Below are 25,453 nucleotides of genomic sequence, written 5' to 3' on the forward strand. Positions count from 1 at the left end.
CAGCGCCGCGAGCCCTCGCCCGCGTTCGTCAGCTCGCGCCCGGGACCAGGTTGATCTGGCGGAATTCCGGCCAGATCTGCGACCAGGGGGCGTTGCGCCCGCTGACGACGAAGATCGGCATCCCCTGGTGCATGGTCTGGATGTTCATGCCGTTGTCGAGCACTCCGGCCTGCCGGAAGTCGGTGAAGTGCCGTTGCAGCTGCGGTCCCGGCGGTCCGATGTTGATGACCGTCGTGGCCTCCTCCGGCGGCGCCCCGAAGAAGTAGTAGCCGCGCGCGCCGCTGTAGGCGCCGGGAAGTCCCCGCTCCGGGCCGTAGAAGTCGACCGCGCTCGCGGTCCAGTAGTCGTAGCTCGTGATCACAGTGGACCGCTGCTGCTCCGGTGGCAGCGACCGGTAGACCTCGGCGATCGAGTCGACCGTCTGCGGCCAGCCGATCTGGCCGGTGTAGAGGAAGTCGGCCAGGCTGAACGGCTTTCCGGCGAAGGACTCCACGGGCTGGATCGGCAGCCCGTTGACCGAGGCCAGCGCGGAGACGGCGAAGGCGGGCCAGGCGACCCAGCCCCAGGTTCGCCTCCCGGATGCGTGCTTGAGCTCCCGCCGCCGCTGGAACCCGACCGCGCCCGCCGCCCACAGCACCGGGAAGGCGCCGCTGACGTAGTAGGAACGCCCGCTGACCGCGACGAAGACGACGATCACCCCGATCGCCACCCAGCCCAGGAACCGGTACGGGCGCAGCTCCGGCGCCGCCAGCAGCCGCCACCAGCCGTAGAAGGCCAGCACGGCGCCAACGCCGATGCCGAGCCCGGCCAGCATGAGGGCGAAGTTCAGCGGCCGTCCGATGAACGCGACCTCGGCGGCGACCGCTTCGCTCATCTCGAGCTGCGGCCAGCCGTTGGCCGCCTGCCACAGCAGGGTCGGCACGGCCGTGGCGACGGCGATCAGCGCGCCCAGCCACAGCTTGGGCCGCCGCAGCAGGTCGCGCGGGCCGAAGACCAGCACCGCGACGAGCACCACCAGCCAGTAGACGCCGACCTGGAACTTCACCTGGATCGCGAGGGCGGTGACCACGCCCGCCCACAGCAGCAGGCCATCGGCGCGGGTGCGGACCCAGCGCACCAGCAGCCAGCCGAGCACGGTCCAGCAGAAGACGTCGAAGACCGGTGTGGCCAGAGTGGTGGTCATCGTGGCGAAGGCCAGCGCGTGCGCACCGGCGGTCATCACCTGCGCCCGGCGGTCTCCGCCGAGCTCGCGGGCGATCAGCGCCGCGACCACCGTCCCGGCGGCGGTGGCCAGGATCGCCGGGATCCGCAGCGCCACCAGCGATCCGGGCGCGATGGTGTCCATCACCAGCGCGATCAGCGGGACCAGCGGCGGCTGGTCGGCATAGCCCCAGGACAGTTGGCGACCGGCGGAGACGAAGTACAGCTCGTCGCCGAAGTAGCCGTAGCGGCCGCTGACCGCGAGCAGCACGACGGCGGTGAGCGCGGAGACGAGCAGGACGGGCAGTTTCGCGAAGGGCAGGGGTAAGTCGCGCCGCTGCTGCTCCGGCGCGATGGTGGTGACCGTGGTCGTCATGACGGGTCCTTCCTGGTGGCCCGGTCGAAGAGAGTCATGAGCTCGCGTGCGTAGTGCGCGGTGTCGGCGTCCGGGTCGGCGTGCAGCGCGGCCGAGACCATGTCGATGGAGGCGCGGATCGAGCTGCCCATCACGACCGGATCGAAGTCTCCGAACTCGCCCTTCTCCTGGCCTTCCCGCAGGATCTGGGCGACCGCCTCGACCAGCTCGTTGTGGCCGTCGTGGCCGAAGTGCAGCGTGCCGTCGGCATCGCGGAAGTTGAGGAGGATGTCGCTGATGGCGACGATGGCGTGCCGGTTGTCGCCGATGTAGGAGATGTTCTTCTCGATGTAGCGGAGCAGCACGCCGCGCGCCGTGGTCTCCACTTCCAGGTGCGGCAGCATGAAATGGGCGCCGGCGACGTAGAACTCGACGACCAGCTTCTCCATCAGCTCGTCCTTGCCCGCGAAGTGGTAGGAGATCACCCCCTTGCTGATCCCGGCGCGCTTGGCGATCTGGGCCAGCGAAGCCTTGGCGTAGCCGAGCTCGACGATCGTGTCGATCGCCGCCTTCTTGATCTGCTCGCGCCTGGCCTCGGCGATGAACGAGAATCCTTCTTGCCCGGCTGGCTCAGAATCTGACCGCATGGCCAAAGATTAGCACGGTCGGCCAGGTCAAGTGGACAGATTGTTGTTTGTGCAGGTAGCCGACGCATAGACGGCACCGGTGTGGGGCGAAAACAGCAGTGCCGCACCCGTCGGCTGACGGGCGCGGCACTTGGTTCGGGATCGACGGAAGCCTCGGTCAGGCCGCCGCCTCGATGGCGGTGAGGACCTGAACGCGTGGCCGGCTCAGGCGCCGGAGCGGGTCGTCATGAGCCGTCGACGCGCACGAACGCCTTCGCCGAGGAGGCCCACCGGTAGTACTCCGTCCACACCTGCTCGGTGTCGAAGTCGGTCACCGCGACCGCGATGTCGCCGTACCAGACGGTGAAGTCGGACGGCTGCTGCGTCCACACGCCCGGGTTCGAGACGGTTCCCAGCGCGAGCACGGCAGCACCGTCGGCACTGGTGGTCATGGCGATCAGGGCGGTGGAGTACTCGGAGTCGCGCGGGCCGCACTGCATCAGGATCAGCGCGTCCTCCACGCCCTCGCCCGTGACGTCGGCGAAGACGACGTCCTTGCCCGGCTGGTACCGGTAGACCCGGTCCCCGGCTTCTCCCGCGCCGTCGGTGAACCGCACCGACTGCCAGGGGCACGATCCCACCGGCGGCACCGTGAACTCCAGGTTGTGCCAGTCGACGTCGCGGACCCCCGAAGGCGACGCCTGAGCCGTCGCGGACCCCGCGACCACACCGGCCGCGAGCAGGCTCGCGGCCAACGCACCGAACAACGCTCTCCTCATCGCTCCCCCAACCTCCGTTCTGACGCGGTAGACCCGTCGTCGCCCGCTTGCGGTCTACACGCCCCACCTCGGCGACCGGTTGCCCCGCGGAACCGGATACGCCGAACGAGCGACTTTGTGGAATGCGCCACAATTCGTGTGTAGCGTGTGCCCAGAACGGCCGGAGCGGGTTTCTCCGATGCGGATGCGACGAATTGATGCGCTACTCCTCGCGGGCGCGCACCGATTGGCCGACCACCAGCAGGCAGGCTTTGCCAACCCGGAGAAACACCCGGTCCGATGTTCGCAGAGTAGGGTGCCGGCCATTTCGGAATTCGGCCGCGGCCGGCACTTCGTCCAATGACACGGAGGTTCGCCATGGACTACCCGCACTGAATTGCAGCCGGTTCCTGATCCTCGACCGGGTGCCTCCCGACTCACCCGGGAGGCACCCTCTTTCTTTTCGCCGGAGAGGTCGCCGGCGAGTCCGCCCGGCGAAAGGGAGACGCTGCGATGTCCGTGCCGACCGCGGTGGGCGCCGCCTGCCCCGGCGAGGTGTTCGACCCGCTCTCGCCGAGCATGCTGGCCGACCCGTACCTGGTCTACGAGCGGCTTCGCACCGAGGACCCGGTGCACTGGCACGAGCACCTGCGGGCCTGGGTGCTCACCCGGCACGAGGACTGCGCCGGGGTGCTGCGCAGGCCCGAGGTTTTCGGCTCCGATCCGCGCAAGCTCGCAAAACCGATTCCGGAATCCGTCATCAGCCTGCAGACGATGGATCCACCGGAGCATTCGGCGGTACGCCACCATTTCCTCGCGAAGCTGCGCAGGCAGGACCTCGACGCGTGGTCGGCGCGCGTGCGCCGAATAGCCGGAGAACTGCTGGCGAACGCCGGACCGGATTCTTTCGACCTCGTCGCCGGAGTCGCCGAACCGCTCGCCCTGCACTCGATGTGCCTGCTGTGCGGCGTGCCTTTCCCGGATGACGACGAACGCTTTCGGACCGCCTCCAGAACAATGGTGCTCGGCATGGACGCCGGTCTGGAACCGGCTCGCCGCGAACCCGCGCTGGCGGCCCGCGGAGTCCTGAACGAGATCATCGAGGACTGGATCGCCCGCGCCCCGCGCGAGAGCCTGATCTCCGGCCTGGACGAGGTCTCCGGCATCGAACGCGGCTATCTGGTCAACTCGGCGCGAGCGGTTTTCGACGCCGGGTACTCCACGACCGGGAACCTCCTGGGCAACATCGTGAAGTGGCTGCTCGGCCCCGGTGGCGTGCGCGACACGGCGCCACTGGGCGGACTGGACTCGCGCGCGGTCGAGGAGCTGGGCCGGGTCGAGGGCGTGGTGCAGGCCGTGAGCAGGCACTGCCTTGCCGACGTGGAGATAGGCGGCCGCGCGCTGCGGCGCGGAGACGTCGTGATCGTCATGCTCGCCGCGGCCAACCACGACCCGAAGGTGTTCCCCGACCCCCGCCGGGCGGACTTCAGCAGGGAATCCGGCCCGCACCTGGTGTTCGGCCGCGGTGTCCACTCATGCCTGGGCGGACACGTCGCGGGCCGGATCGCTCTGGCACTGCTGCACGCCCTCGCCGAGGGCTTCGAGCGCATCGAGCCGGCGGGTCCGCACCGGCAACGCCCGACCGCGACGCAGCGCGGACTCGATTACCTCCCGATCCGGCTGTCCTGACGGCCGGAAGTCCTTTCAGGACCGGAGGTCCTTGGACTGCCAGGCGTAATGGTCGGCGCTGCGCGCATGTGGCCTCGCGTGGCCGAACTTCCGCCGCGAGCCGGGTGTTGCGCGCGGCTGGCGCCGTGCGCGCTCAGCGACGGGAGGCCGCGCGCACGTCCTCGTCGTAGACGGCGAAGCGGCCCACCGCCCACGCGACGGCCTTGGCACTCGCCCGCATCGCCGCTAGGTTGGCGTGTGCCAGGTCGTCGCAGCTCTGGTGGTAGCACGGGTCGTAGAACTGTCCCGCCGTGCCGCCGAAAACGGCCGCCTCCTCCGGTGTCTTGAGGCCCCGGATGCCGCCGTGCGCGCCGCCGGAGGGAATCCCGGCCGCGATGAACGCCTCGCTGTCGGAGCGCATCGACGCGAAGTCCGCGGTCTTCAACGGCTCCCGCTGGATGCGGTAGCCCTGTGCCATCACGGCCTCCACCTGCCCCGAACCGGGCGGAGCGGCCGGACCGCCGGTGTCGGGGTGGTCGCTGTCGTCGCCGTCCATCACGAAGTTCACGTAGTTCGACGAGGCGAGCATCTCGTAGTTGAGGTAGAGCGCGATCGCCTCGACCTGCTCCGGCGTCAGCGACTCGACGTAGTGGTGCGACCCGATGTTGACCAGTTCCTCGGCGCCCCAGAAGGCGAACCGCACCTTGTTCGGCACGACGTCCTGGTACGGCGCGAGCCGCAGCGCGGCCTCCAGCACCGCGGCGACGCTGGAGCCGTTGTCGTTGACGCCCGGTCCGTCGGAGGAGCTGTCCAGGTGCGCGCCCGCCATCACGACGTCGTCGGCCTGCCCGCCCGCCGTCTCGGCGAACAGGTTCACCGTCGTCGCGTACTCGTCGCGGCCGCGCAGCTCGACCGTCATGGGCGCCCCGGCCTGCGCGGCCAGGGCCTCGGCGTCGAGCTGGGTGAGGTGGCCGACGGGGATCAGCGAGTCGGGTGCCCGCAGGCGCAGGACCGTCCACGGCGCGGGCGAGACCTCGTAGAGCAGCAGCGCGGCGACGCCCGCCTCCCCCGCGGCCTCGGCCTTGCCGGGCGTGGTGCAGCCGCCGGTGCGGACGAGGGCGATCGTCCCCCGCGCGTGCGCCGGGTAGTCCGCCGCCTCGCAGCCGGGCGCCGGGTCCTCCTGCCCCGCGGGCAGCGCGAACAGCGGCGTGGTGAGACCGCCTTCCGCGGTCGAGGGCCCGTACTGCGACATCAGGACCCGAACGCCGGTGCCGTCCGGCGCGGTCGCCCGCTCGGCGTCGACGTGGAAACCGCGGTACGGGACGTCCTGGTAGGTGACCTCGTACCCGGCGCCGGTGAGCCGGTCGGCGACGTAGCCCAGCGACTGCTCGAACCCGGGCGAACCGACGCCCCGGTTCCCGCCGTTCCCGGCGGCGATCCGATCGAACGCCGCCAGGTGCGCCACCGCACCGTCGCTGCCACCGGTCGCCATCCGCTCCGCCAGCCACTCGCGGTCGCGGGCGGCGACCGCCGCGCCGGGCACCAGCACGGCGGTCGTCATGGCGGCCAAGGCCAGCGGTATCCCGAGTCGTCGCAGCACATCGACCTCCGCACCGAGGTGATCACCCAGCGTGCGTAAGACATTGGCACGACCCGACACCCCTGTACAGGCGGCGAACGGACGCACGTCACGGGTCCGGCGTCAGGGCGCCGGCCGTCAGCCCGGGCAGGCGGTGCCGGCCGGGGGCAGCGCCCGGTCGGTGAAGTACCGGTCGGCGTGGCCGATCACGCACTTGTCGGCCTCGTTGAGGTACAAGCCGTGCTGCGGCCCGTCGAACTTCACGCCCACCGATCCAGGAACCTGGGAGAGCACGTTCTGGACGCTCTCGAACTCCCGCCACCCGCCCGTGCCGAACATCGGCGGCAGGCCGGGCGGCAGCGGTCCGCGCGGGTTGGCCACCGGGCCCGTCCAGCTGGTGCACATCAGCTCACGCGTCGCGTACAGACCCGGGAAGTTCGGCGACAGCTCCGCCCCGCGAGCCAGTGCCGCCTCGTAGTCCTCGTAGTCCCGGAACGCGACGCCGTCCGCGCACTCCATCGCGACACCGGCGCTCGGCGCCATGGGCTGCCGGCCACCCGCGTACTCGTGGAACAACGCCGCATCTCCGTTTCGGGCCTGTTCGAGGGCGTCGGAGAACTTCTGCCAGAGCTCGGGGTTGAGCGCGAGGACGCTCCCCGCGAACACCAACCGGTCACCGTCGTAAGTCGCCTGCGGAACGGAGCCGCGCGCCGGGATCGGAGACAGGTCGGCGGCTGCGAGGAGCGCCCGCCAAGCAGCGCCGAGGTCCTGGCCGTGCTGCTTGCAGCTCGGTGTCGTCGCGCACCAGTCCGCGAGGCCCGCGAAGGCCCGCTCGGACTGCTGGTACTGCTGGCGCTCGACCACCTCGAAGTCGCTGACGTGGTCGACGATGCTGTCGAGGAACATCGTGCGCACCCGGCCCGGGAAGACCCGCGCGTAAGAAGCACCGATGACCCCACCGTAGGAGTTGCCGAGGTAGTTCAGCTCCGGCTCCCCCAACGCCGCCCGGATCGCGTCCAGGTCGCGCGCGTTGGTTCGCGAGTCGACGTGGTCCACGAGCTCGCGATCGGCCGCGCGGCACCTGTCCACCGCCGCGCGGCCCTCCCGCACCACCCGGTCGAACTCGTCCCTGGTTCGCGGGGTCTCGAACCGGGGCCCGGTCCGGTAGCACACCTCGGGCAGGTCCCGCGTCGCCCCGCCGCCGCGCGGATTCCACGTCACGACGTCGAACTGACGACGCAGCTCGGTGAAGTGCGCCAGCGAGCGCGACAGTGCGCCGGTGCCCGAGTTCCCGGGGCCACCAGGATTGAGGACGACCGCGCCCGCGCGGGCACCGGTCGCCTTCGCACGAGCCAGCTCCAGGGCGATCTTCCTGCCCTGCGGCCCTTCCCAGTCGACCGGGACGTCGAGCGTCGCGCACTCCATCTCGACCGGGAGCGCACCCCCGCAGGACTTCCACTCCAGTGGCGGCGCGGCCTCGGCGACGCCGGCCGCTGAGGTTCCCAGCACACCCGCGAGCGCCAGCATCACTCCCAGAACGTGTTTCAGATGTGGCTTGCGTAGTGGGGCGCTCGGCGGAACCTCAGCCGCCGGTGGTTCAGCTGAGTCGCACACCGCAAGCGGCTCCGCCGCTTGTGAAACAGAACCTGAAACTCTCCTCCGCAACACGCACTCCTCGAAAGCCGGTTCAGCAACGCGACCAGCCTGCAAGGACCACTTCCGCGCCACATCTGCCCAAAGGCATATCCCGACCTTCGCGCCGCATCACGATGCCGGCCCGTGGCCGGACTCCGTCTCGTCCGCCCATGTGACGAGGCCGTGCCGGTGCGCGTAGATGGCCGCCTGGACCCTCGTGCGCACCTCGAGCTTGTCGAGGATCCGCGCCACGTGGAGCTTGACGGTACCCAGCGCGATGAACAGCGTGCCCGCGATGTCGCTGTTGGTCAGCCCCTGCGCGAGAAGGCGCAGCACCTCCGTCTCACGCGGGGTCAGCGCGCCGAGCGCCGGGGTCGCCGGACGCGGGGAGGTGTCGGCGAACCTGCGCACCAGCCTGCGCGTCACCTGCGGGTCGATCAGCCCCTGGCCCTGGTGCGCGGCGCGCAGCCCTTCCACGAACAGCGCCGGATCGCTGTCCTTCAGCAGGAAGCCCACCGCCCCCGCCTGCAACGCACCGAAGAGGTACTCGTCTACGTCGAAGGTGGTGAGCGCGACGACGGACGGTGCCGGGTCCAGCGCGGTCAGCTCGCGGATGGCCGCGAGCCCGTCCATCCCGGGCATCCGGATGTCGGTCAGCACCACGTCGGGCCGTCGGTGCCGCGCCATCGCGACCAGGTCTCGGCCGTCCACCGCCGCCCCGAGCAGGTCGATCCCCGGTTCCCCGGCGAGCAGCATGCGCAGGCCGTCCCGCGTGGCGGGCTGGTCGTCGGCGATGATCAGGCGAAGCACCGGGCGTCCCTCCCCGACGGCAGTACCGCGCGGACCCGCCACCCGCCCGCGTCGCTCGGTCCGGCGGAGAACGTGCCACCCAGCCCCGCGACCCGCTCCCGCATCCCCCGCAGGCCGTGGCCGGCGTCGGCGGCCGGGGCACCCGAGCCGTCGTCGTCGACCGTGACCGAGACTTCCCCGGCATCGACGTGGATCCGCACCGCGGCCTTGCCAGCTCGCGCATGCCGGACGACGTTGGTGAGCGACTCCTGCACCACCCGGTAGACGCATTCCTGGACATCGTCGGGAAGTTCCCGCGCGGCCGGGCCGTCGCCGGTGGTCGTCACGTTCAGACCGGCGTCGGCCAATCCGCCTGCCAGTTCGCGCAGCTCGCTGATCCGCGGTTGGGTGTCGGCCCGGAGCAGGTCGAGCAGCGCCCGGATCTCCGAGAGCGCCTGCCCCGAAACCTCCGCGATGCCGTCGAAAGCCCGCTCTGCGTCGGCGTGCGACGTGCTCAGCGCCCGACGGCCGCCGACCGCCTGGAGCCGCACCGAGCTGAGGTGGTGGCCGACGACGTCGTGCACGTCACGCGCGATGCGGGTCCGCTCTTCCGAACGCGCCCGCAACGCCTCGGCCCGGTGCAACCGCGCGAGCTGCCCGGCCCGTTCGACCTTCGCGCGCAACGCGTAACCGACGACGACCGGAGTGACGCCGTAAGCCGCCGCGAAAGCGACGTCCGACAGGCGCAGCACCCGACTCGTATTCCAAACCAGGAAGAACATCCAGGCCGCGGAGGCCACCGCCAGACCGGTGCGCCCCCGGTCGCGGTGGTAGGCGGCCGAAGCGATCGCCGCCACCCCGGCAAGCACCCCCGGGTCGCGGGAGACGAACAGGCCACCGAGGGCGACCACGCCCATCGACGCTCCAGCGGCGGCCAGGGGCCACCGGCGGCGCACCGCGAGCGGAGCGCACGCGCACACGACCAGAACTCCCCACAGCGGGCCGAAACCGCTGCGCGGCTGCGTCGGGGGGAAGCTCAACGAGTCGAGCAACGGCATCGACAGCATCGCGACCGCCGCGAGCAGCGCGACCACGCCGTCCTGTGCGAGTCCCGGCAACCGGCGCCAAGTCCTCCGGATCACGCCAGCCTGCCCTTCCTCGTCACCGAGACTCCGAGGTTACTGACAGGCTGACGCGGACGAGGCGCCGGGAGCCAACCGGTTCCCGGCGCCTCGTCCGCCTGCTCGGCGTCAGCCGAGCTCGATGATCAGGTCACCGCCCTCGACCTGCTGGACCGAGCCGATGGCCAGCCGCTTGACGGTGCCCGCCTGCGGCGCGGTGATCGCGGCCTCCATCTTCATCGCCTCGATGGTCGCGACCGTCTGGCCCGCCTCCACCGAGTCGCCCTCGGCCGCCGACAGCGTGACCACGCCCGCGAACGGCGCCGGAACGTGGCCCGGGTTGGACCGGTCGGCCTTCTCGGCCACCGGCAGGTCGGTGGCCACCGAGCGGTCGCGCACCTGGATCGGGCGCAGCTGGCCGTTCAGGATCGCCATCACGGTCCGGATGCCGCGGTCGTCGGGCTCGCTGATCGCCTCCAGGCCGATGAGCAGCCGCACCCCGGGCTCCAGGTCCACCGGGAACTCCTCCCCGGGGCGCAGCCCGTAGAAGAAGTCCTTGCTGCGCAGCACCGAAGTGTCACCGTAGGCCTCGCGGTGCTCGGTGAACTCCTTGGTGGGCTTGGGGAACATCAGCCGGTTCAGCGTGGTGCGCCGGTCCTCGGCCAGGCCCTTGCGGTCCTCTTCGGACAGCTCGGCGAGCTTGCGCTCACCGGTGCGGCCCTCCAGCGCGCGGGTCCGGAACGGCTCCGGCCAGCCCGCCGGCGGGTCGCCAAGCTCGCCCTGCAGGAACCCGATGACCGAGTCCGGGATGTCGAACTTGCGCGGCTCGGCCTCGAAGTCGGCCGGGTCCACGCCCGCGCCGACCAGGTGCAGCGCGAGGTCGCCGACGACCTTCGAGGACGGGGTCACCTTCACCAGCCTGCCGAGGATCCGGTCGGCGGCGGCGTACATCGCCTCGATCTCCTCGAACTTGTTGCCCAGCCCCAGCGCGACCGCCTGGGTGCGCAGGTTGGACAGCTGCCCACCGGGGATCTCGTGCTTGTAGACCCGGCCGGTCGGCGAGGCCAGCCCGGCCTCGAACGGCTGGTAGATCTTGCGCACCGACTCCCAGTACGGCTCCAGGTCGCAGATCGCCTCCAGGTCGAGCCCGGTGGCGCGCTCGGTGTGGTCGGTGGCCGCGACCACCGACGACAGCGCGGGCTGCGAGGTGGTGCCCGCCAGCGACGCGGTCGCGCCGTCCACGGCGTCCACACCGGACTGGATGGCCGCCAGGTAGGTGGCCAGCTGTCCGCCGGGAGTGTCGTGGGTGTGCAGGTGCACCGGCAGGCCGAACTCCTCGCGCAGCGCGGTGACCAGCTTGGTCGCCGCGGGCGCCCGCAGCAGGCCCGCCATGTCCTTGATCGCCAGCACGTGCGCACCGGCGTCGACGATCTGCTCGGCCAGCCGCAGGTAGTAGTCGAGCGTGTAGACCTTCTCGTCCGGGTTCGACAGGTCGGCGGTGTAGCACAGCGCGACCTCTGCGACCGACTTCCCGGTCTCGCGCACGGCGTGGATCGCCGGGCGCATCTGCTCGACGTCGTTGAGCGCGTCGAAGATCCGGAAGATGTCGATGCCGGTGTCGGTGGCCTCCTGCACGAAGTGCTCGGTCACCTCGGTCGGGTAAGGCGTGTAGCCGACGGTGTTGCGCCCGCGCAGCAGCATCTGGAGGCAGATGTTGGGCACGGCCTCGCGCAGCTTGGCCAGCCGCTCCCACGGGTCCTCTGCCAGGAACCGCAGCGCCACGTCGTAGGTCGCGCCGCCCCAGCACTCCAGCGACAGCAGCTCCGGGGTCAGCCGCGCCACGTGCGGGGCGACCGCGAGCAGGTCCTTGGTTCGCACCCGGGTCGCCAGCAGCGACTGGTGGGCGTCGCGGAAGGTGGTGTCGGTGACGCCGACCGCGTCGCGGTCGCGCAGCCAGGAGGCGAAGCCCTCCGGGCCGAGCTCGGTGAGCTTCTGCTTCGAGCCCGCCGGGGGCTCGGCGGACAGGTCCGCCGCGGGCAGCTTGAACATCGGGTCCGGCACGGTCGGCCGCTCGCCGTTGGGGCGGTTGACCGTGACGTCGGCGAGGTAGTTCAGCAGCCGGGTACCGCGGTCGGCGGAGTGCCGGGCGGTGAGCAGGTGCGGGCGCTCCTCGATGAACGAGGTGGTGACCTTGCCCGCGGCGAAGTCCGGGTCCTCCAGCACCGCCTGCAGGAACGGGATGTTCGTGGCCAGGCCGCGAATGCGGAACTCGGCGACCGCGCGCCGCGCCCGGGCCACCGCGGTGGCGAAGTCGCGGCCGCGGCAGGACAGCTTCACCAGCATCGAGTCGAAGTGCGCGCTGACGCTGGTACCCGCGAAGGCGGTACCGCCGTCGAGCCGGATGCCCGCGCCGCCGGGCGAGCGGTAGGCGCTGATCATGCCGGTGTCCGGGCGGAAACCGTTGGCCGGGTCCTCGGTGGTGATCCGGCACTGCAGCGCCGCGCCGCGCAGCCGCACCGAGTCCTGGGTCATGCCCAGGTCTTCCAGCGTCTCCCCGGCGGCGATGCGGATCTGGGACTGCACCAGGTCGGCGTCGGTCACCTCCTCGGTGACGGTGTGCTCGACCTGGATGCGCGGGTTCATCTCGATGAACACGTGCCTGCCCTGCTCGTCGACCAGGAACTCCACGGTCCCGGCGTTGACGTAGCCGATCTTGCGGGCGAAGGCGACCGCGTCGTTGCAGATCCGCTCCCGCAGCTGCGGGTCCAGGTTGGGCGCGGGCGCGATCTCGATGACCTTCTGGTGGCGGCGCTGCACCGAGCAGTCGCGCTCGAAGAGGTGGATCACGTTGCCCGCGGCGTCGGCGAGGATCTGCACCTCGATGTGGCGCGGGTTCACCACGGCCTGCTCGAGGAACACCGTCGGGTCGCCGAAGGCGGACTCGGCCTCGCGCATCGCGGCTTCCAGCGCCTCGCGCAGCGCGCCGAGCTCGTTGACCCGGCGCATGCCCCGGCCGCCGCCACCGGCGACGGCCTTGACGAACACCGGGAACTCCATGTTGTCGGCGGCGGACATCAGCGCGTCGATGTCGCTCGAGGGAGCCGACGAGTCCAGCACCGGCACGCCCGCCTCGCGGGCGGCCGCCACCGCGGTGGCCTTGTTGCCGGTCATCTGCAGGATCTCGTGGCTCGGGCCGACGAAGGTGATGCCGGCCTCGTGACACGCCTTGGCCAGTTCGGGGTTCTCGGAGAGGAACCCGTAGCCCGGGTAGACGGCGTCCGCACCGGCCTTCTTGGCGGCCTTGATGATCTCCTCGACGGAGAGGTAGGCGCGCACGGGATGACCCGGCTCGCCGATCTCGTAGGACTCGTCGGCCTTCAACCGGTGCAGCGAGTTGCGGTCTTCGTGTGGGAACACCGCGACCGTCCCCGCACCGAGCTCATACCCGGCGCGGAATGCGCGGATCGCGATCTCGCCCCGGTTGGCGACGAGGACCTTGCGGAACATGCCGGCTACCTCCTGTACAGGCGTCGGTCGGTGCACGAACACTACCGCGAAATTTCCCCCATCCGGGAGAACCTCCCGAGTGATGGAACTCATCAAAAGCGTCGTGACCTGCTCATATCGCTACTCCACACAAGGCCAAAATGGGAAGAAATTCCGCAGAAGTTCTCGATCAAGGAATTTCGTCTCGTGGAAGACAGTGATCTTGTCACATCGCGGGCGTCAAGGTTCCACACTCGGTGACCAGTGGAACACCCCTCGCGCGGCGGCGCGACCCTTGCGGCACACGGGCGGCGGGGCGGCGCGGGACGTGCGGGCCGGCGGTCGGCGGGCAGGTGGCATCCGGCGGGGATGCAGTGGCGTCCGGCCGGTGTGCAGACGGCCTCCGGCCGGGTGCTGTACCGACTCGCCGGGCGTCGCGGCCGCCGTCAGTCGGGACCGGTGGTTGCGAGCGGTTGCGACCGGCGCGGCGCCTCGCGCCTTCCGCGGGCGGGCCGAGGCAGCTACGCCCGCCTCCGTCGCGAATGCGCACCCCTGCGACGCGCGGGCCAAGGCGACTTCGCCCCACCTCCGTCGCCAATACGCACCCCCGCGACGCGCGGGCCAAGGCGACTTCGCCCCACCTCCGTCGCCAATACGCACCCCCGCGACGCGCGGGCCAAGGCGACTTCGCCCCACCTCCGTCGCCAATACGCACCCCCGCGACGCGCGGGCCAAGGCGACTTCGCCCCACCCCCGACAGGCGGGGGCCGACGCCGCCAGCGCCGCACCCGCCGAGAGGCAGGGCCTCAGCTCTTCTCCAGGTACTCCGCGCGTTCGTCGTCGACGACCTCGGCGACCATCCGCGCCAGCCCCGGGTGCGCGCGCAGTTCCGGGTCCGCGGCGACGAAGGACTCGGCCTCCTGCCGCGCCTGGGCGATCACGTCCTCGTCGCGCAGCAGCGACAGCATCTTCAGCCCGGACTTGCGACCCGACTGGGCCGCGCCGAGGATGTCGCCCTCGCGGCGCAGCTCCAGGTCCAGCCGCGCCAGCTCGAAGCCGTCGGTGGTCGAGGCGACGGCGTCGAGCCGCTCGCGGGTGGTGGTGCCGCCCATCGCCTCGCTGACCAGCAGGCACAGCCCAGGCGCGCTGCCCCGGCCGACCCGGCCGCGCAGCTGGTGGAGCTGGCTCACGCCGAAGCGGTCGGCGTCCATGATCACCATGACGGTGGCGTTGGGGACGTTCACCCCGACCTCGACGACGGTCGTGGCGACCAGGACGTCGATGTCGCCCGCGGCGAAGCCGCGCATCACGGCGTCCTTGTCGTCGGCGGGCAGCCTGCCGTGCAGGACGCCGAGCCGCAGGCTCGCCAGCGGTCCGGCGGCGAGCTGCTCGGCGACGTCGAGCACCGCCACCGGCGGCCGGCGCTGACCGCCGGAGTCCTCCGGCGGCGGCTCGTCGGCGCCGTCGCTGTCGTCCACTGCGGACGATCGCGACGACTTCCGCTTCTTGCCGTCGGTCTCCTCGTCGTCGCCGATGCGCGGGCAGACGACGTAGACCTGGTGCCCGGCGCCGACCTCCTCGTGGATGCGCTGCCACACCCGGTCCAGCCAGCTCGGCTTCTCCGCCACCGGCACCACGTTCGTGCTGATCGGCGAGCGCCCGCTGGGCAGCTCGCGCAGCGCCGATGTCTCCAGGTCGCCGTAGACGGTCATCGCGACCGTGCGCGGGATCGGCGTGGCCGTCATGACCAGCACGTGCGGGGACACCTCGTCGCCGCCGCGCGCCCGCAGCGCGTCGCGCTGCTCGACGCCGAAGCGGTGCTGCTCGTCGACCACGACCAGGCCGAGATCGGCGAAGGACACCCGGTCCTGGATGATCGCGTGCGTTCCGACGACGATGCCCGCCTCGCCGGAGGCGGCCTCCAGCAACGCCTTCCTGCGCTGGGCGGCGGGCATCGTGCCGGTCAGCAGCGTGACGCGGGTGGCCTGCTCGGCTCCGCCGAGCTCGCCCGCCATGCCGAGCTCACCGAGCAGCTCGGCCAGCGAGCGGGCGTGCTGGGCGGCCAGCACCTCGGTCGGGGCGAGCATCGCGGCCTGCCTGCCCGAGTCGACGACCTGGAGCATCGCGCGCAGCGCGACCACCGTCTTGCCCGAACCGACCTCGCCCTGCACCAGCCGGTTCATCGGGTGCTCGACGGCGAGGTCGGCGGCGATGTCCTCGCCGATCTCGCGCTGGCCTCCGGTGAGCTCGAACGGCAACCGCTTGTCGAACGCGGCGAGGATGCCGTCGTCGCGCCGCAGGCAGACCGGCGCCGGATGGGACTGCGCCGCGCCCCGCAGCCGAGCCAGCGCGAGCTGCACCGCCAGCGCCTCGTCCCACTTCAGCCGCTCCTGCGCGGCGGTGACCTCACCGAAGTCGCGCGGCCGGTGGATCTTGCGCAGCGCGGCCTCCAGACCGGTGAGTCCCAGCCGCGTGCGAAGCTCGCCGGGCAGCGGGTCGTCCTCGCCGTCCCAGGTGTCGAGGACCTGGCTCACGCAGCGCGCGATCGACCACGACGGCAGTCCCTGCGCCGAGGGGTAGACGGGGATCAGCGCCCCCGCGAACTCCTCGGCCGCCTCGCTGACGTCCTCGTCCTCCCCGGTGAACAGCTGGTACTCGGGGTGGGCGAGCTGGAGCTGGTTGCGGTAGGCGGTCACCTTGCCCGCGAACATGCCGCGCCTGCCGGGCAGCAGCTCCCGCTCGCGCCACGCCTGGTTGAAGAAGGTGCAGATCAGCGACCGGTGACCGTCGGTGATGCGGGCCTCCACGATGGTGCCGCGCCGCGACTTCATGCTGCGCTTGGAAACCCGCTCGACCTGGGCGAGCACGGTGGCGTGCTCGTCGATCTCCAGCCCGGCGATGGCGGTCAGCTCGCCCCGTTCGGCGTAGCGGCGGGGGTAGTGGCGCAGCAGGTCGCCCACCGTGGACAGATCGAGCGCGGACTCCAGCGCCTTGGCGGTCTTGGCTCCGAGCACGCGCTCCAGCGACGTCTCCGCCCTCGTCGAGTCTCCAGTCGCCATCGCCCCACCGGCTCCGATCGGTCGCTTCCGCCAGCAAGTTATCGGACGGAGCCGACACCGGCGGCAACGGCCGCAGCCGCCGCACCGGTGACGGCACCGCCCAGCCCTCCATGATGCCGCCGGGAGCCGGGTTCGGCGGCATCCCGCGCGCCGGCCCGGCAACGTCCACCGTGATCGCACCGGCCGTTGCCGCGGCGGAACGACCACACCTCACGACTCAGCGGCCGTCGACGGCGGAGCGCTCCGCGACCAGCGCGTTGAGCAGCTCCGCTCCGCGCTCGGCACCGTCGACGCTGATGACGAACCGCCTGCCGGACTCCAGGTGCAGCACCAGGCATTCCCCGCCGCGCATCATGACCGCCGTCTGCCCGGGAAGGACGCGGTAGCCCCAGCCGCCGACCTCCACCGCCCGCTTGTCGGCGGCCTCGGCTCCGGTGATGCGCTCCAGCGGGAGCTTGCGCACCGGCCACCGCAGCGGTCCGAACGCGATCCGCACGCCCGACTCCCCGACGTGGACCAGGATCGAAGACAGGGCCAGCACCAGCAGCGAGCACACCCCGAAGACCAGCGCGACCGGCCACAGCGGGGGCGCCTCGGCGAACAGCGGCACCGCGGTCAGCACCACGGCGGGCACCAGTATCGCCAGGCCGAGTCCCCGCAGGAGACTGCTGGACATCGTCGCCATCCACACCACCCGCTGCCCGGCCTCGATGCGCATCCGCGACTCGCCCGCCACCGGCGGCGGGGTGTCGTCCGGCCCGCGGTTGGCGAGCCAGCCGGCCAGCGCACCCACCAGCACCGCCCCGCCGACCGCCAGGAACGCCTGCCAGCTCAGGCTCCGCGCCTGCTGCCAGTGCGCCGCTCCTTCGTTGGCCCACACCGTCAGGCCGAGCAGGCCGAGCACGAAGAGCCCGCCACCGGCGAGGGTCCCGCACAGGAGCACCCGGCTCGCGCGGCGGCCGAGTCCGCCGCGCACGGCGAACACCAGCGTCCCGACCGCGATCACCACCCACAGCCCGACGACGAAGGCCAGGAAGCCGGTCCGCGTCATCGATCCGTCGGGCACGCCCGACGGACCCCAGTGCGTGGCCATCGGGTCGGGTAACCGGCCGCCGAGGAGCAGCACCCCGGCGAGCAGCGCCCCCGTCACCAGCGCCGCCCAGACCACGCCCCCGAGGGCGAACATCGCTCGGAAAGTCATCGCATCTCCTCCAGTCCTTCGCGGCACGTCCGCTCCCTCACGTGCCCTCCTCGATCCACGCGATGACCGCGTCCCGCCCGTACCCGTGGCGCTCGGCCTCCTCCAGCAGGCGGTCCAACCTCTCGCGCAGCGCGACCCGGGGGTCCGGCCGCCGCAGCACCGAGACGCCGCGGCCCCTGCGGAACTCCAGCAGTCCCTCGTCGCGCAGCTGCCGCAGCGCCCGCAGCACGGTGTTGGCGTTGATCTGCAGCGCCGCGGCGAGGTCGCGCGCGGGCGGGAGGCGGTCGCCGGGGGCGACCTCTCCCTCGGCGATGGCACGCCGGATCGCATCGGCCGCCTGCTCGTGCAGCGGCCGCTTGTCGTTGAGATCCACGGTGAGCAACATGGTGCTATCAACATTAGCACCATTCACGTTCGATGTGATCCTCCGAGACCCGACTTCCTTCGCTGCGACTACTCGACGCCCAGCAGGAGCACCGCCCCGAGCTCTCCGCCCGGATAGCAGTTCAGCTCGACCTCCGGATGCGTCCGACGCAGGTGTTCGGCGAGCACCTCCGGCAGCGACTCCGGCGCACCCGTGTCGGCCAGCGCGGTGACCAGCTCGCCTCCCGCGGTGAGAATCCGGTCGGCCAGCACGCGGGCGACCTCGCCCACATCCGAGCCGAGCAGCACCACCTCGCCGTCGACCAGGCCCAGGACGTCGCCCGGCTGGCAACGCCCCGCCCAGGTGAGCGCCTCGGAGTCGGCGATGCGCAGCTCGCCCCTGCGGGTCGCCGCCGCGGCCTCGGTCATCGCGACCGCGTCGTCGGCGCGCCGCCGGGACGGGTCGTGCACCGCCAGCGCGGCCAGCCCCTGCACCGGCGACACCGTCGGCACAACCACGACGTCCTGGCCCGCCACGACCGCACGCCCGGCGGCCTCCTCGGCGATGGCGGTCGCGGCCTCGTCGTTGGGCAGCAGGACGACGTGCGCGGCGCGGGTGCCCGCGACGGCCGCGGAGAGCTCGTCGGCACCCGCGGGCTCCGGCAGGTCCGCCAGCCGCAGCACGTCGGCGCCTTCGGCCTCGAAGAGCTCGGCCAGCGCACCGCCCCGCACGCACGCCAGCACGGCGGCATCCCGCTCGTAGCCGCGGTGCTGGTCGGCGAAGCGGGTGACCTGGATCCGGTGCACGCGACCGGCCTCGATGCCCGACTCGATCGCCGCGCCGATGTCGTCGCAGTGCACGTGCACCGCCCACGCGTCCGCGCCGTCGCCGACCACCGACACGCAGTCGCCGATACCGCACAGGGTGTCGCGCAACCACGTCGTCGCCTCGTCGGTGGCCCCGCCCAGCAGGTACATGACCTCGTAGGCGTAACCGGACTCGTGGTGCGGCGACTTCGGCGGGATGCGGCCGGCGGGCGGATCGGGCGCCAGGCGCACACCGTCGTGGACCACCGCGTGCAGGGTGTCGAGCAGGATCACCAGGCCGCGTCCGCCCGCGTCGACCACGCCCGCCTCGGCCAGCACGGGAAGCTGCGCGGGCGTCTCGTCGAGCGCGCTGACCGCCGCGCGCGTCGCGGCGCGCAGCACGACGTGCAGGTCGCGGGAGCCGCTGTCGGCGGCCTGCGCGGCGGCGTGCAGCACCGACAGCAGCGTGCCGTCCACCGGCTCGGCGACCGCGTCGCGGGCCAGCCCGTCGGCCCGCAGCAGCGCGCGCGTCAGCGCGGCACCGTCGGCGGACTCGGCGTCCCGCAGCTCGTCGGCCAGACCGCGCAGCACCTGGGAGAGCAGCACCCCCGAGTTGCCCCGCGCCCCGCCCAGCGCGCCCTTGGCCAGCGCGGCGAGCACCTCGCCGAGCCCGCCGGCGGTGCAGGCGGACAGTTCGGCGACCGCCGAGCGCATGGTGAGCAGCAGGTTCGTCCCGGTGTCGGCGTCCGCGACCGGGTAGACGTTGATCCGGTCGATGGCCGCCCGGTCCTCGGCCAGCGCCGCCACCGCCAGGTCCGCCCAGCGGCGGGCGGTCACCGCGTCCAGCACTTTCGCGACCTCCACGGCAGGTAGCCTACGAACGGCTCCGCAGAGCCTAGAGGGAGTGTTCCCGGTTTCGCTCTCCGTAGCGGGCCGAGCCGACGCTCGTGGGCCGGTCCGCCCAGCTCGGCGGCAAGGCGACCCTCGCGAGGAGGTCAGGCGGGGTGAGCTACACTGATCCGGTCCAGGGTTGCGATGACCCTGGACGTTCCCACACCGGGATCCATTCCGGCGGTTGCGGCCCAGCGGGCCCGGCCTGCCCGGACCACACCGCCGGTCGGCGGTAAAGGCAAGCGCAGTCACCTGCGGGTGGCGAGACCTCACGCAAGTGGGAGTCGCTTGCGTGACGCTCATCGCTGGAACCGTGAACCAAAGTAAGGGGTGTCTGACGTGGCTGCCGTCTGCGACGTCTGCAGTAAGGGACCAGGCTTCGGCAACTCGGTCTCGCACTCCCACCGGAAGACCAGGCGCCGGTGGAACCCGAACATCCAGACCGTGCACGCGAAGATCGGTCTTTCGCAGCGCAAGCGCATGAACGTGTGCACCTCGTGCCTCAAGGCGGGCAAGGTCGTGCGGGGCTGACCGCACTCCGGCTTCGCCGAACCCCGGGACGGTCCCGCCGTCCCGGGGTTTTTCGTGCGGTCGGCGGTGTCTCACCCGGCCTCCGGCCGGGCGGTCAGCTCATGTGGTTGCGCCAGCGCGGCTCGACCCACTCCCACTCCGCGCCCCAGGCGGACAGCCTGCCCCGGACCACGACCCAGCGGGCGAGGCCGTAACCGATCGAGAGCGCCATCAGCCCTCCGAGCAGCACCGCCGCGCCGAGGGTTCCGGCTGCCTGGGTGGCCTCGGCGCGCGTCGACGGCGCGGAGGTGACCTGCCCGTCGCGGTCGAGCCACACCGGGACGGTCTTCTCGGCGCGAACGTAGGCGGGCACCTGGACGACGGCGAAGTGCTCGTCGGGCGGCTGCCCCCAGCGCACGGCCAGCGACCGGTTCGCCGAGCCCTGGTCCCGGATTTCGGCCACCACCGTCGCTACGACCGGGTGCCGCGACGCCTCCTCGTCCTGCACCGCCGCCAAGCGGTCTCGCAGCACGGACTGGGAGGTCATCAAGGCCAGCGTCACCACCATGACGGCCGCGAGCATCAACACGAGCAACGCGACCGGCTCGAACCAGTCGGTGCGCCGGCGCAGCGGGTTGGCACCTGGCCACACCCGGCGGGCGAGGCGCCGCAGGCTGGTGTTCCGGCCGGCCCCCATGACGAGCCTTCTTCCGACACGAACGCTGGTATCCGGCACTCGCCAATGTACGACCGGGCGTGGGCGAAAGCTACCCGCACATGCCCGCTGACCTGCGCCTAGGCGACACGCAGCGGTGCAACGACAGCCGCGCGACGGACGCCGTGTGCGACGTCACGGCCGAACGGCGACGGCCAGGGGGAAGCGAAGCCTACGACGGCCGCGCGAACGCGGAGCCGACGACGGCCCAGCGGAAAGGAGCCGCGCTACGGCAGCTTCCAGTCGATCGGCTCCTCGCCGCGGCTCTCCAGGATCTGGTTGACCCGGCTGAACGGCCGCGAGCCGAAGAAGCCGCGGTCAGCCGACATCGGGCTCGGGTGCGGCGACTCGACGCACTCGACGCCGGGCATCAGCGGCCGCAGGTCGCGGGCGTCGCGGCCCCACAGGATCGCCACCAGTGGCTCCTCCCGGGCGGCCAGCGCGCGGATCGCCTGCGCGGTGACCTCCTCCCAGCCCTTGCCCCGGTGCGCGGCGGGCTTGCGGGGTTCGACCGTGAGCGCCCTGTTGAGCAGCAGCACCCCGCGCTCGGTCCACGGCGTCAGGTCGCCGTTGGAGGGCATCGGGTAGCCGAGATCCTCGGTGTACTCGCGGAAGATGTTGACCAGGCTCTTCGGCAGCGGCCGGACGTCGGCGGCGACCGAGAAGCTGAGACCGACGGCGTGCCCCGGCGTCGGGTACGGGTCCTGGCCGACGATGAGCACCCGCACCTCGCGGAAGGGCTGCTTGAACGCGCGCAGGACGTTCTCCGGGGCCGGCAGGTACCGGCGCCCCGCGGCGACCTCGTCGCGCAGGAAGCCACCCATCGCGCTGATGCGGTCGGCCACCGGTTCCAGGGCCTCGGCCCACCCGGCCTCGACCACGTCTGTGAGGGGACGCGTCATGGCAGAACAGCCTAGCGAGGCGGGGAGATCCACAGGGCGCCGCCCCGGGCGACAACGCTGGGTCACAAACACGTCAACGTGACTGGCATCACACCCATTTGGATGCCTGTCACACCGGGCCGGTCCGCAAGTGCGCGCGAGCAGCTCCCGATTCGCCATTTCCGCCTGTCACGCCCGCAATTGGCGACCCCATTCGGCGATCGGCGCGCCAACCGCGACGCCGAGTCCGCGGTGACGACTTGCATAAGCGCGCGATCATCGAAATGGACACATTCCGGCGTATTGGTGGCTATGCCCTGCACCCTGGGCTAGGTTCCTAGACCACCTAAACGCACACGCCGTGGAGGCTCAACCCCGGAGGTGGCGCTCAGCCCCATGACTTCTCAGGAGAAAGACGGGACAACCCCAGAACAGCGGTCACTGCTGCGGCGTGCGGTCGGAGCGGCGGCGATCGGGAACACCACGGAGTGGTACGACTTCGGTGTCTACGCTTATGTGGCCAGTTATGTCGGCCACCAGTTCTTCCCCGGGCCGTGGGAGACCGTCTCGGCTTTCGGGGTCTTCGCCATCTCCTTCCTGATCCGGCCGTTCGGCAGCCTGTTCTTCGGACCTCTCGGAGACCGCATCGGACGGCAGAAGGTCCTGGCCCTGACGATCCTGCTGATGTCCGGTTCGACACTGCTGATCGGCCTGCTGCCGACTTACGGCGCGATCGGCGTGCTCGCCCCCATCCTGCTGTTGCTGTGCCGGATGCTGCAGGGCTTCTCGACCGGTGGTGAGTACGGCGGCGCGGCGACCTACATCGCCGAGTTCGCACCGGACAAGCGGCGCGGTTTCTACGGCAGCTGGCTGGAGTTCGGCACCCTGGTCGGATTCGGCCTCGGCGCGCTGGTGCCGACCATCCTGATCCTCAACCTCGACCAGGCCTCGATGGAATCCTGGGGCTGGCGGGTCCCGTTCCTGATCGCCGGTCCGCTCGGCGCCGTGGGTCTCTACCTGCGGAGCAAGCTGGAGGACACGCCTGCGTTCAAGAACCTGCAGGAGACCCACCAGGTCGCCAACTCGCCGCTGAAGGCGCTGATCGCCGAGCACTGGCGCAGGCTGCTGATCCTGATGGGCATCGTGGTGCTGATCAACGTGGCCAACTACACGTTGCTCACCTACATGGAGACCTACCTCAAGCAGACGCTCCACCTCGACGCGCCGGGGGAGGAGTACCAGGTGCTCATCCCGCTGCTGATCACGGTCGCGGTGATGCTGGTGTTCATCACGCCGGTCGGTGCGCTCTCGGACAAGGTGGGGCGCAAGCCGGTCTTCCTGTCGGCGGCGATCTGCTTCATCGTGCTGCCGATCCCGGCGTTCATGCTGATCTCGCAGGGGACCCTGCCGACCACGCTCGCCGGGCTGGCGCTGCTGGGCCTGGCCCACATCCAGACGATCGGGCCGCTGGCGGCGACGCTGCCCGCGATGTTCCCGACCAAGGTGCGCTACGCGGCCTTCTGCGTCGGGTACAACGTGTCGACGGCCGCGTTCGGCGGCACCGCCCCGTTCATCAACGACGCGGTGGTCCAGTCGACCGGGAACACCTTCTTCCCGGCCTACTACCTGATGGGTGCCGCGGCGATCGCGTTGGTCCCGATCCTGCTGATGAAGGAGACGGCGGGCAAGCCGCTGATGGAGGACGAGGGCGTCGCCAAGTCCGCCCCCGCCACGACCTGATCCTCACGGCACGAAAGGGCCCGGCCGCAATCTTTGCGACCGGGCCCTTTCGCTCGTGCGGTACGGAGCGACGTCAGCGCCAGTGCTCCCAGCCGGAGGTGCCCTCGTAGGCCGCTCCGTCGACGGTCACGCCCTGGCCCTCGGCGGTGACGCCGACGGCGCGCCAGCCCTCCGGCAGCGCCACGTCCGGCGGGAACGTCGCCGCGAGCGCCTGGTCCTCTCCCCCGGTGAGCACCCAGTGCCGGGCGTCGGCGCCGAGCGCGGAGGCGACCTCGCTGAGGCGCTGCGGGACCACCAGCAGCTCGTTGCGGATGTCGACGGCCACGCCCGACGCGGTGGCGACGTGCCCGAGGTCGGCCACCAGCCCGTCGGAGATGTCCACCATGGACGTCGCACCGGCCTCGGCCGCCAGCGGCCCGGCCGCGTACGGCGGCTCCGGCACCCGCTGCGCGCCGACGACCGCCACCGGGGATCGGAAACCGCGGCCGAGCACCGCGAGCCCGGCCGCCGCCCACCCGAGCCTGCCCGCCACCGCGACGACGTCGCCCGGACGCGCGCCGGAGCGGGTGACCGGCGGCCTGCCCTGCAGGTCGCCCAGCGCGGTAACCGAGATCACCAGTGCCGTTGCCGACACCATGTCGCCGCCCACCAGACCGATCCCGACCTGCTGTGCTTCTTCCCACATGCCCGCCGAAAGCTCGTCGACCACCTCGGTCGGCGTGTCCTGGGAGCAGCCGAGACCGACCAGCAGACCGGTGGGCACCGCTCCCATCGCGGCGATGTCGGAGAGGTTGACCGCGACGGCCTTGCGCCCGACCTGGCGCGGCGTGGACCAGTCGAAACGGAAGTGCACCTGCTCCACGAGCACGTCGGTGGTCGCCACGACACGGCCGTCCGGGGCCGCCAGGACGGCCGCGTCGTCCCCCGGTCCGATGAGCGTGCCCGGTGACTGCTGCCTGCCGGACGTAACCCGATCAATGAGACCGAACTCACCCACCTGGGAAACGGTCTGTGCGTCCTGCGACGAATCCGGACCCAACTGAGACCTTCCTTCCTTGAGCGTCAGCTCGGTCTAATGGGGTAGCTTGCTGCAAGTTTCCTACCCCGCACATGGTCGAGACGAAGGGGCACGCCGTGGTTCAGGCATACATCCTCATCCAGACGGAAGTCGGCAAGGCAGCCGCGGTGGCCGCCGAGATCGCCGGTTCCACCGGCGTCGTCAGCGCCGAGGACGTCACCGGTCCGTATGACGTGATCGTGCGCGCGGAGGCGGAGAACGTCGACCTGCTCGGCAAGATGGTCGTGGCCAACATCCAGAACGTCGAGGGGATCACCCGGACCCTGACGTGTCCGGTGGTGCACCTGTAGTCGACGGGCGGCAGGGCACGACGGCGCCGGCAGCGGGCCGGTGCGGTCGTGCCCTGCCGGCCGTGCTGTAGTGGTCCGCGTGAGTCGCGAAGAGCCAACCCCCGGCCTGCCCCGACCGGTGTTGGTCGTCGCCATCGCACTTGGCGCCCTGCTGGCCGTGTCGGTCGCCGCGCTCGGACTCTACGTCCAGTACGTCGGTGACCAGGAGCAGCAGGCCCGGGAAGCCGCGCAGAAGGCTCGCCGCACCGGACCGCTGGCGCTCCCGCCGATCCCCGCCGCCGAGGCGGGAACCCCGGAATGCGCGAAGGTGATCGCCGCGCTGCCGCGGGACCTGCGCCTGGGCGAGGCACCGGTGCCGCGCCGGGCGCTGGCCGAGCCGGTGCCGCCCGCGACCGTCGCGTGGGGCGACGCCGAGCACGACCCGGTCACCGTGCGCTGCGGCATCGACGCCCCCGCCGAGCTGACCCCGACGTCGAAGCTGGTCGACATCTCCGGGGTGAGCTGGCTGGAGATCAGCGAGGGCGGCCGGAGCTCGTGGCTCGCGGTGGACCGCCCGGTCTACGTGGCGCTCACCGTCTCGGCGGACTCGGGCAGCGGCCCGGTCCAGGACCTCTCGCGGATCCTCCGCGACACGCTGCCCAAGCAGCCCGTCTTCCCCTGAGAAGTGCTTTCGGATCGCGTTGCCCGGGTGGTCACCCAAG

The 25,453-nt window shown here is 71.5% G+C and carries 20 protein-coding genes; 5 read left to right on the forward strand and 15 right to left on the reverse strand.

Annotated elements, in window-relative coordinates:
- Positions 1 to 28: 28 nt before the first annotated feature.
- The 3 genes from HUO13_RS30630 to HUO13_RS30640 form a co-directional block, all read right to left on the reverse strand.
- Positions 29 to 1,576, reverse strand: a complete 1,548-nt coding sequence (locus HUO13_RS30630) for a glycosyltransferase family 39 protein (RefSeq protein WP_211898412.1) — start codon at positions 1,574 to 1,576, stop codon at positions 29 to 31.
- Positions 1,573 to 2,202, reverse strand: coding sequence for a TetR/AcrR family transcriptional regulator (locus HUO13_RS30635; protein ID WP_211898413.1), 630 nt, complete (start codon positions 2,200 to 2,202; stop codon positions 1,573 to 1,575). The genes HUO13_RS30630 and HUO13_RS30635 overlap by 4 nt, the downstream gene beginning before the upstream one ends.
- 224 nt (positions 2,203 to 2,426) lie before the next feature.
- The gene (locus HUO13_RS30640) at positions 2,427 to 2,960 is read right to left on the reverse strand and encodes a hypothetical protein (protein WP_211898414.1); all 534 of its coding nucleotides are present in this window, start codon (positions 2,958 to 2,960) and stop codon (positions 2,427 to 2,429) included.
- Between the two features lie 492 nt (positions 2,961 to 3,452).
- Here HUO13_RS30640 and HUO13_RS30645 point away from each other — a divergent pair, with 492 nt between their 5' ends.
- Positions 3,453 to 4,628 (forward strand): cytochrome P450, encoded by a 1,176-nt coding sequence (locus HUO13_RS30645; protein ID WP_211898415.1) that lies wholly within the window; start codon positions 3,453 to 3,455, stop codon positions 4,626 to 4,628.
- Between the two features lie 133 nt (positions 4,629 to 4,761).
- On the opposite strand, the gene HUO13_RS30650 is transcribed toward HUO13_RS30645, so the two are convergent.
- From HUO13_RS30650 to HUO13_RS30685, 9 genes are all read right to left on the reverse strand, one after another.
- Positions 4,762 to 6,207: a M20/M25/M40 family metallo-hydrolase gene (locus HUO13_RS30650; protein WP_211898416.1), complete on the reverse strand. Its 1,446-nt coding sequence runs from the start codon at positions 6,205 to 6,207 to the stop codon at positions 4,762 to 4,764.
- 117 nt (positions 6,208 to 6,324) lie between these two features.
- Entirely contained in the window at positions 6,325 to 7,713 is a 1,389-nt protein-coding gene (locus HUO13_RS30655; RefSeq protein ID WP_249125194.1) for an alpha/beta fold hydrolase, read from the reverse strand.
- A gap of 237 nt (positions 7,714 to 7,950) precedes the next feature.
- Positions 7,951 to 8,631, reverse strand: a complete 681-nt coding sequence (locus tag HUO13_RS30660; protein ID WP_249124194.1) for a response regulator — start codon at positions 8,629 to 8,631, stop codon at positions 7,951 to 7,953.
- Positions 8,619 to 9,752 carry a sensor histidine kinase gene (locus tag HUO13_RS37870; RefSeq protein WP_249124195.1) on the reverse strand — a complete coding sequence of 378 codons (1,134 nt, stop codon included), beginning with the start codon at positions 9,750 to 9,752 and terminating at the stop codon, positions 8,619 to 8,621. The genes HUO13_RS30660 and HUO13_RS37870 overlap by 13 nt, the downstream gene beginning before the upstream one ends.
- 108 nt (positions 9,753 to 9,860) lie before the next feature.
- On the reverse strand, positions 9,861 to 13,238 hold the full coding sequence (locus HUO13_RS30665; protein WP_211898419.1) for a pyruvate carboxylase: 3,378 nt from the start codon (positions 13,236 to 13,238) through the stop codon (positions 9,861 to 9,863).
- Between the two features lie 785 nt (positions 13,239 to 14,023).
- Positions 14,024 to 16,276, reverse strand: a complete 2,253-nt coding sequence (gene recG, locus HUO13_RS30670; RefSeq protein ID WP_211898420.1) for an ATP-dependent DNA helicase RecG — start codon at positions 16,274 to 16,276, stop codon at positions 14,024 to 14,026.
- Positions 16,277 to 16,493: 217 nt separating this feature from the next.
- Positions 16,494 to 17,477, reverse strand: a complete 984-nt coding sequence (locus HUO13_RS30675) for a DUF1648 domain-containing protein (protein WP_231849829.1) — start codon at positions 17,475 to 17,477, stop codon at positions 16,494 to 16,496.
- A 37-nt stretch (positions 17,478 to 17,514) separates the two neighbouring features.
- Complete coding sequence (locus HUO13_RS30680) at positions 17,515 to 17,862, reverse strand: GntR family transcriptional regulator (protein ID WP_211898421.1); 348 nt, start codon at positions 17,860 to 17,862, stop codon at positions 17,515 to 17,517.
- A 68-nt stretch (positions 17,863 to 17,930) separates the two neighbouring features.
- Positions 17,931 to 19,511, reverse strand: coding sequence for a DAK2 domain-containing protein (locus HUO13_RS30685; protein ID WP_211898422.1), 1,581 nt, complete (start codon positions 19,509 to 19,511; stop codon positions 17,931 to 17,933).
- Positions 19,512 to 19,877: 366 nt separating this feature from the next.
- Here HUO13_RS30685 and rpmB point away from each other — a divergent pair, with 366 nt between their 5' ends.
- Positions 19,878 to 20,069 (forward strand): 50S ribosomal protein L28, encoded by a 192-nt coding sequence (rpmB, locus tag HUO13_RS30690; protein WP_009947524.1) that lies wholly within the window; start codon positions 19,878 to 19,880, stop codon positions 20,067 to 20,069.
- Between the two features lie 94 nt (positions 20,070 to 20,163).
- Here the strand turns inward: rpmB and HUO13_RS30695 are convergent, their stop codons facing one another.
- Positions 20,164 to 20,745: an Rv1733c family protein gene (locus HUO13_RS30695; protein ID WP_211898423.1), complete on the reverse strand. Its 582-nt coding sequence runs from the start codon at positions 20,743 to 20,745 to the stop codon at positions 20,164 to 20,166.
- 245 nt (positions 20,746 to 20,990) lie between these two features.
- Complete coding sequence (locus HUO13_RS30700; protein ID WP_211898424.1) at positions 20,991 to 21,665, reverse strand: uracil-DNA glycosylase; 675 nt, start codon at positions 21,663 to 21,665, stop codon at positions 20,991 to 20,993.
- A 375-nt stretch (positions 21,666 to 22,040) separates the two neighbouring features.
- Between HUO13_RS30700 and HUO13_RS30705 the strand changes: the two genes are divergently transcribed.
- Positions 22,041 to 23,384 (forward strand): MFS transporter, encoded by a 1,344-nt coding sequence (locus HUO13_RS30705; RefSeq protein WP_211898425.1) that lies wholly within the window; start codon positions 22,041 to 22,043, stop codon positions 23,382 to 23,384.
- A gap of 73 nt (positions 23,385 to 23,457) precedes the next feature.
- Here the strand turns inward: HUO13_RS30705 and HUO13_RS30710 are convergent, their stop codons facing one another.
- On the reverse strand, positions 23,458 to 24,423 hold the full coding sequence (locus tag HUO13_RS30710; RefSeq protein WP_211898426.1) for a thiamine-phosphate kinase: 966 nt from the start codon (positions 24,421 to 24,423) through the stop codon (positions 23,458 to 23,460).
- Between the two features lie 95 nt (positions 24,424 to 24,518).
- Between HUO13_RS30710 and HUO13_RS30715 the strand changes: the two genes are divergently transcribed.
- Positions 24,519 to 24,752, forward strand: coding sequence for an Lrp/AsnC ligand binding domain-containing protein (locus HUO13_RS30715; protein ID WP_211903275.1), 234 nt, complete (start codon positions 24,519 to 24,521; stop codon positions 24,750 to 24,752).
- Between the two features lie 79 nt (positions 24,753 to 24,831).
- On the forward strand, positions 24,832 to 25,413 hold the full coding sequence (locus HUO13_RS30720) for a DUF3515 domain-containing protein (protein WP_249124196.1): 582 nt from the start codon (positions 24,832 to 24,834) through the stop codon (positions 25,411 to 25,413).
- Positions 25,414 to 25,453 lie beyond the last annotated feature (40 nt).

The sequence above is a fragment of the Saccharopolyspora erythraea genome (assembly GCF_018141105.1).
Taxonomy (GTDB): Bacteria; Actinomycetota; Actinomycetes; order Mycobacteriales; family Pseudonocardiaceae; genus Saccharopolyspora_D; species Saccharopolyspora_D erythraea_A.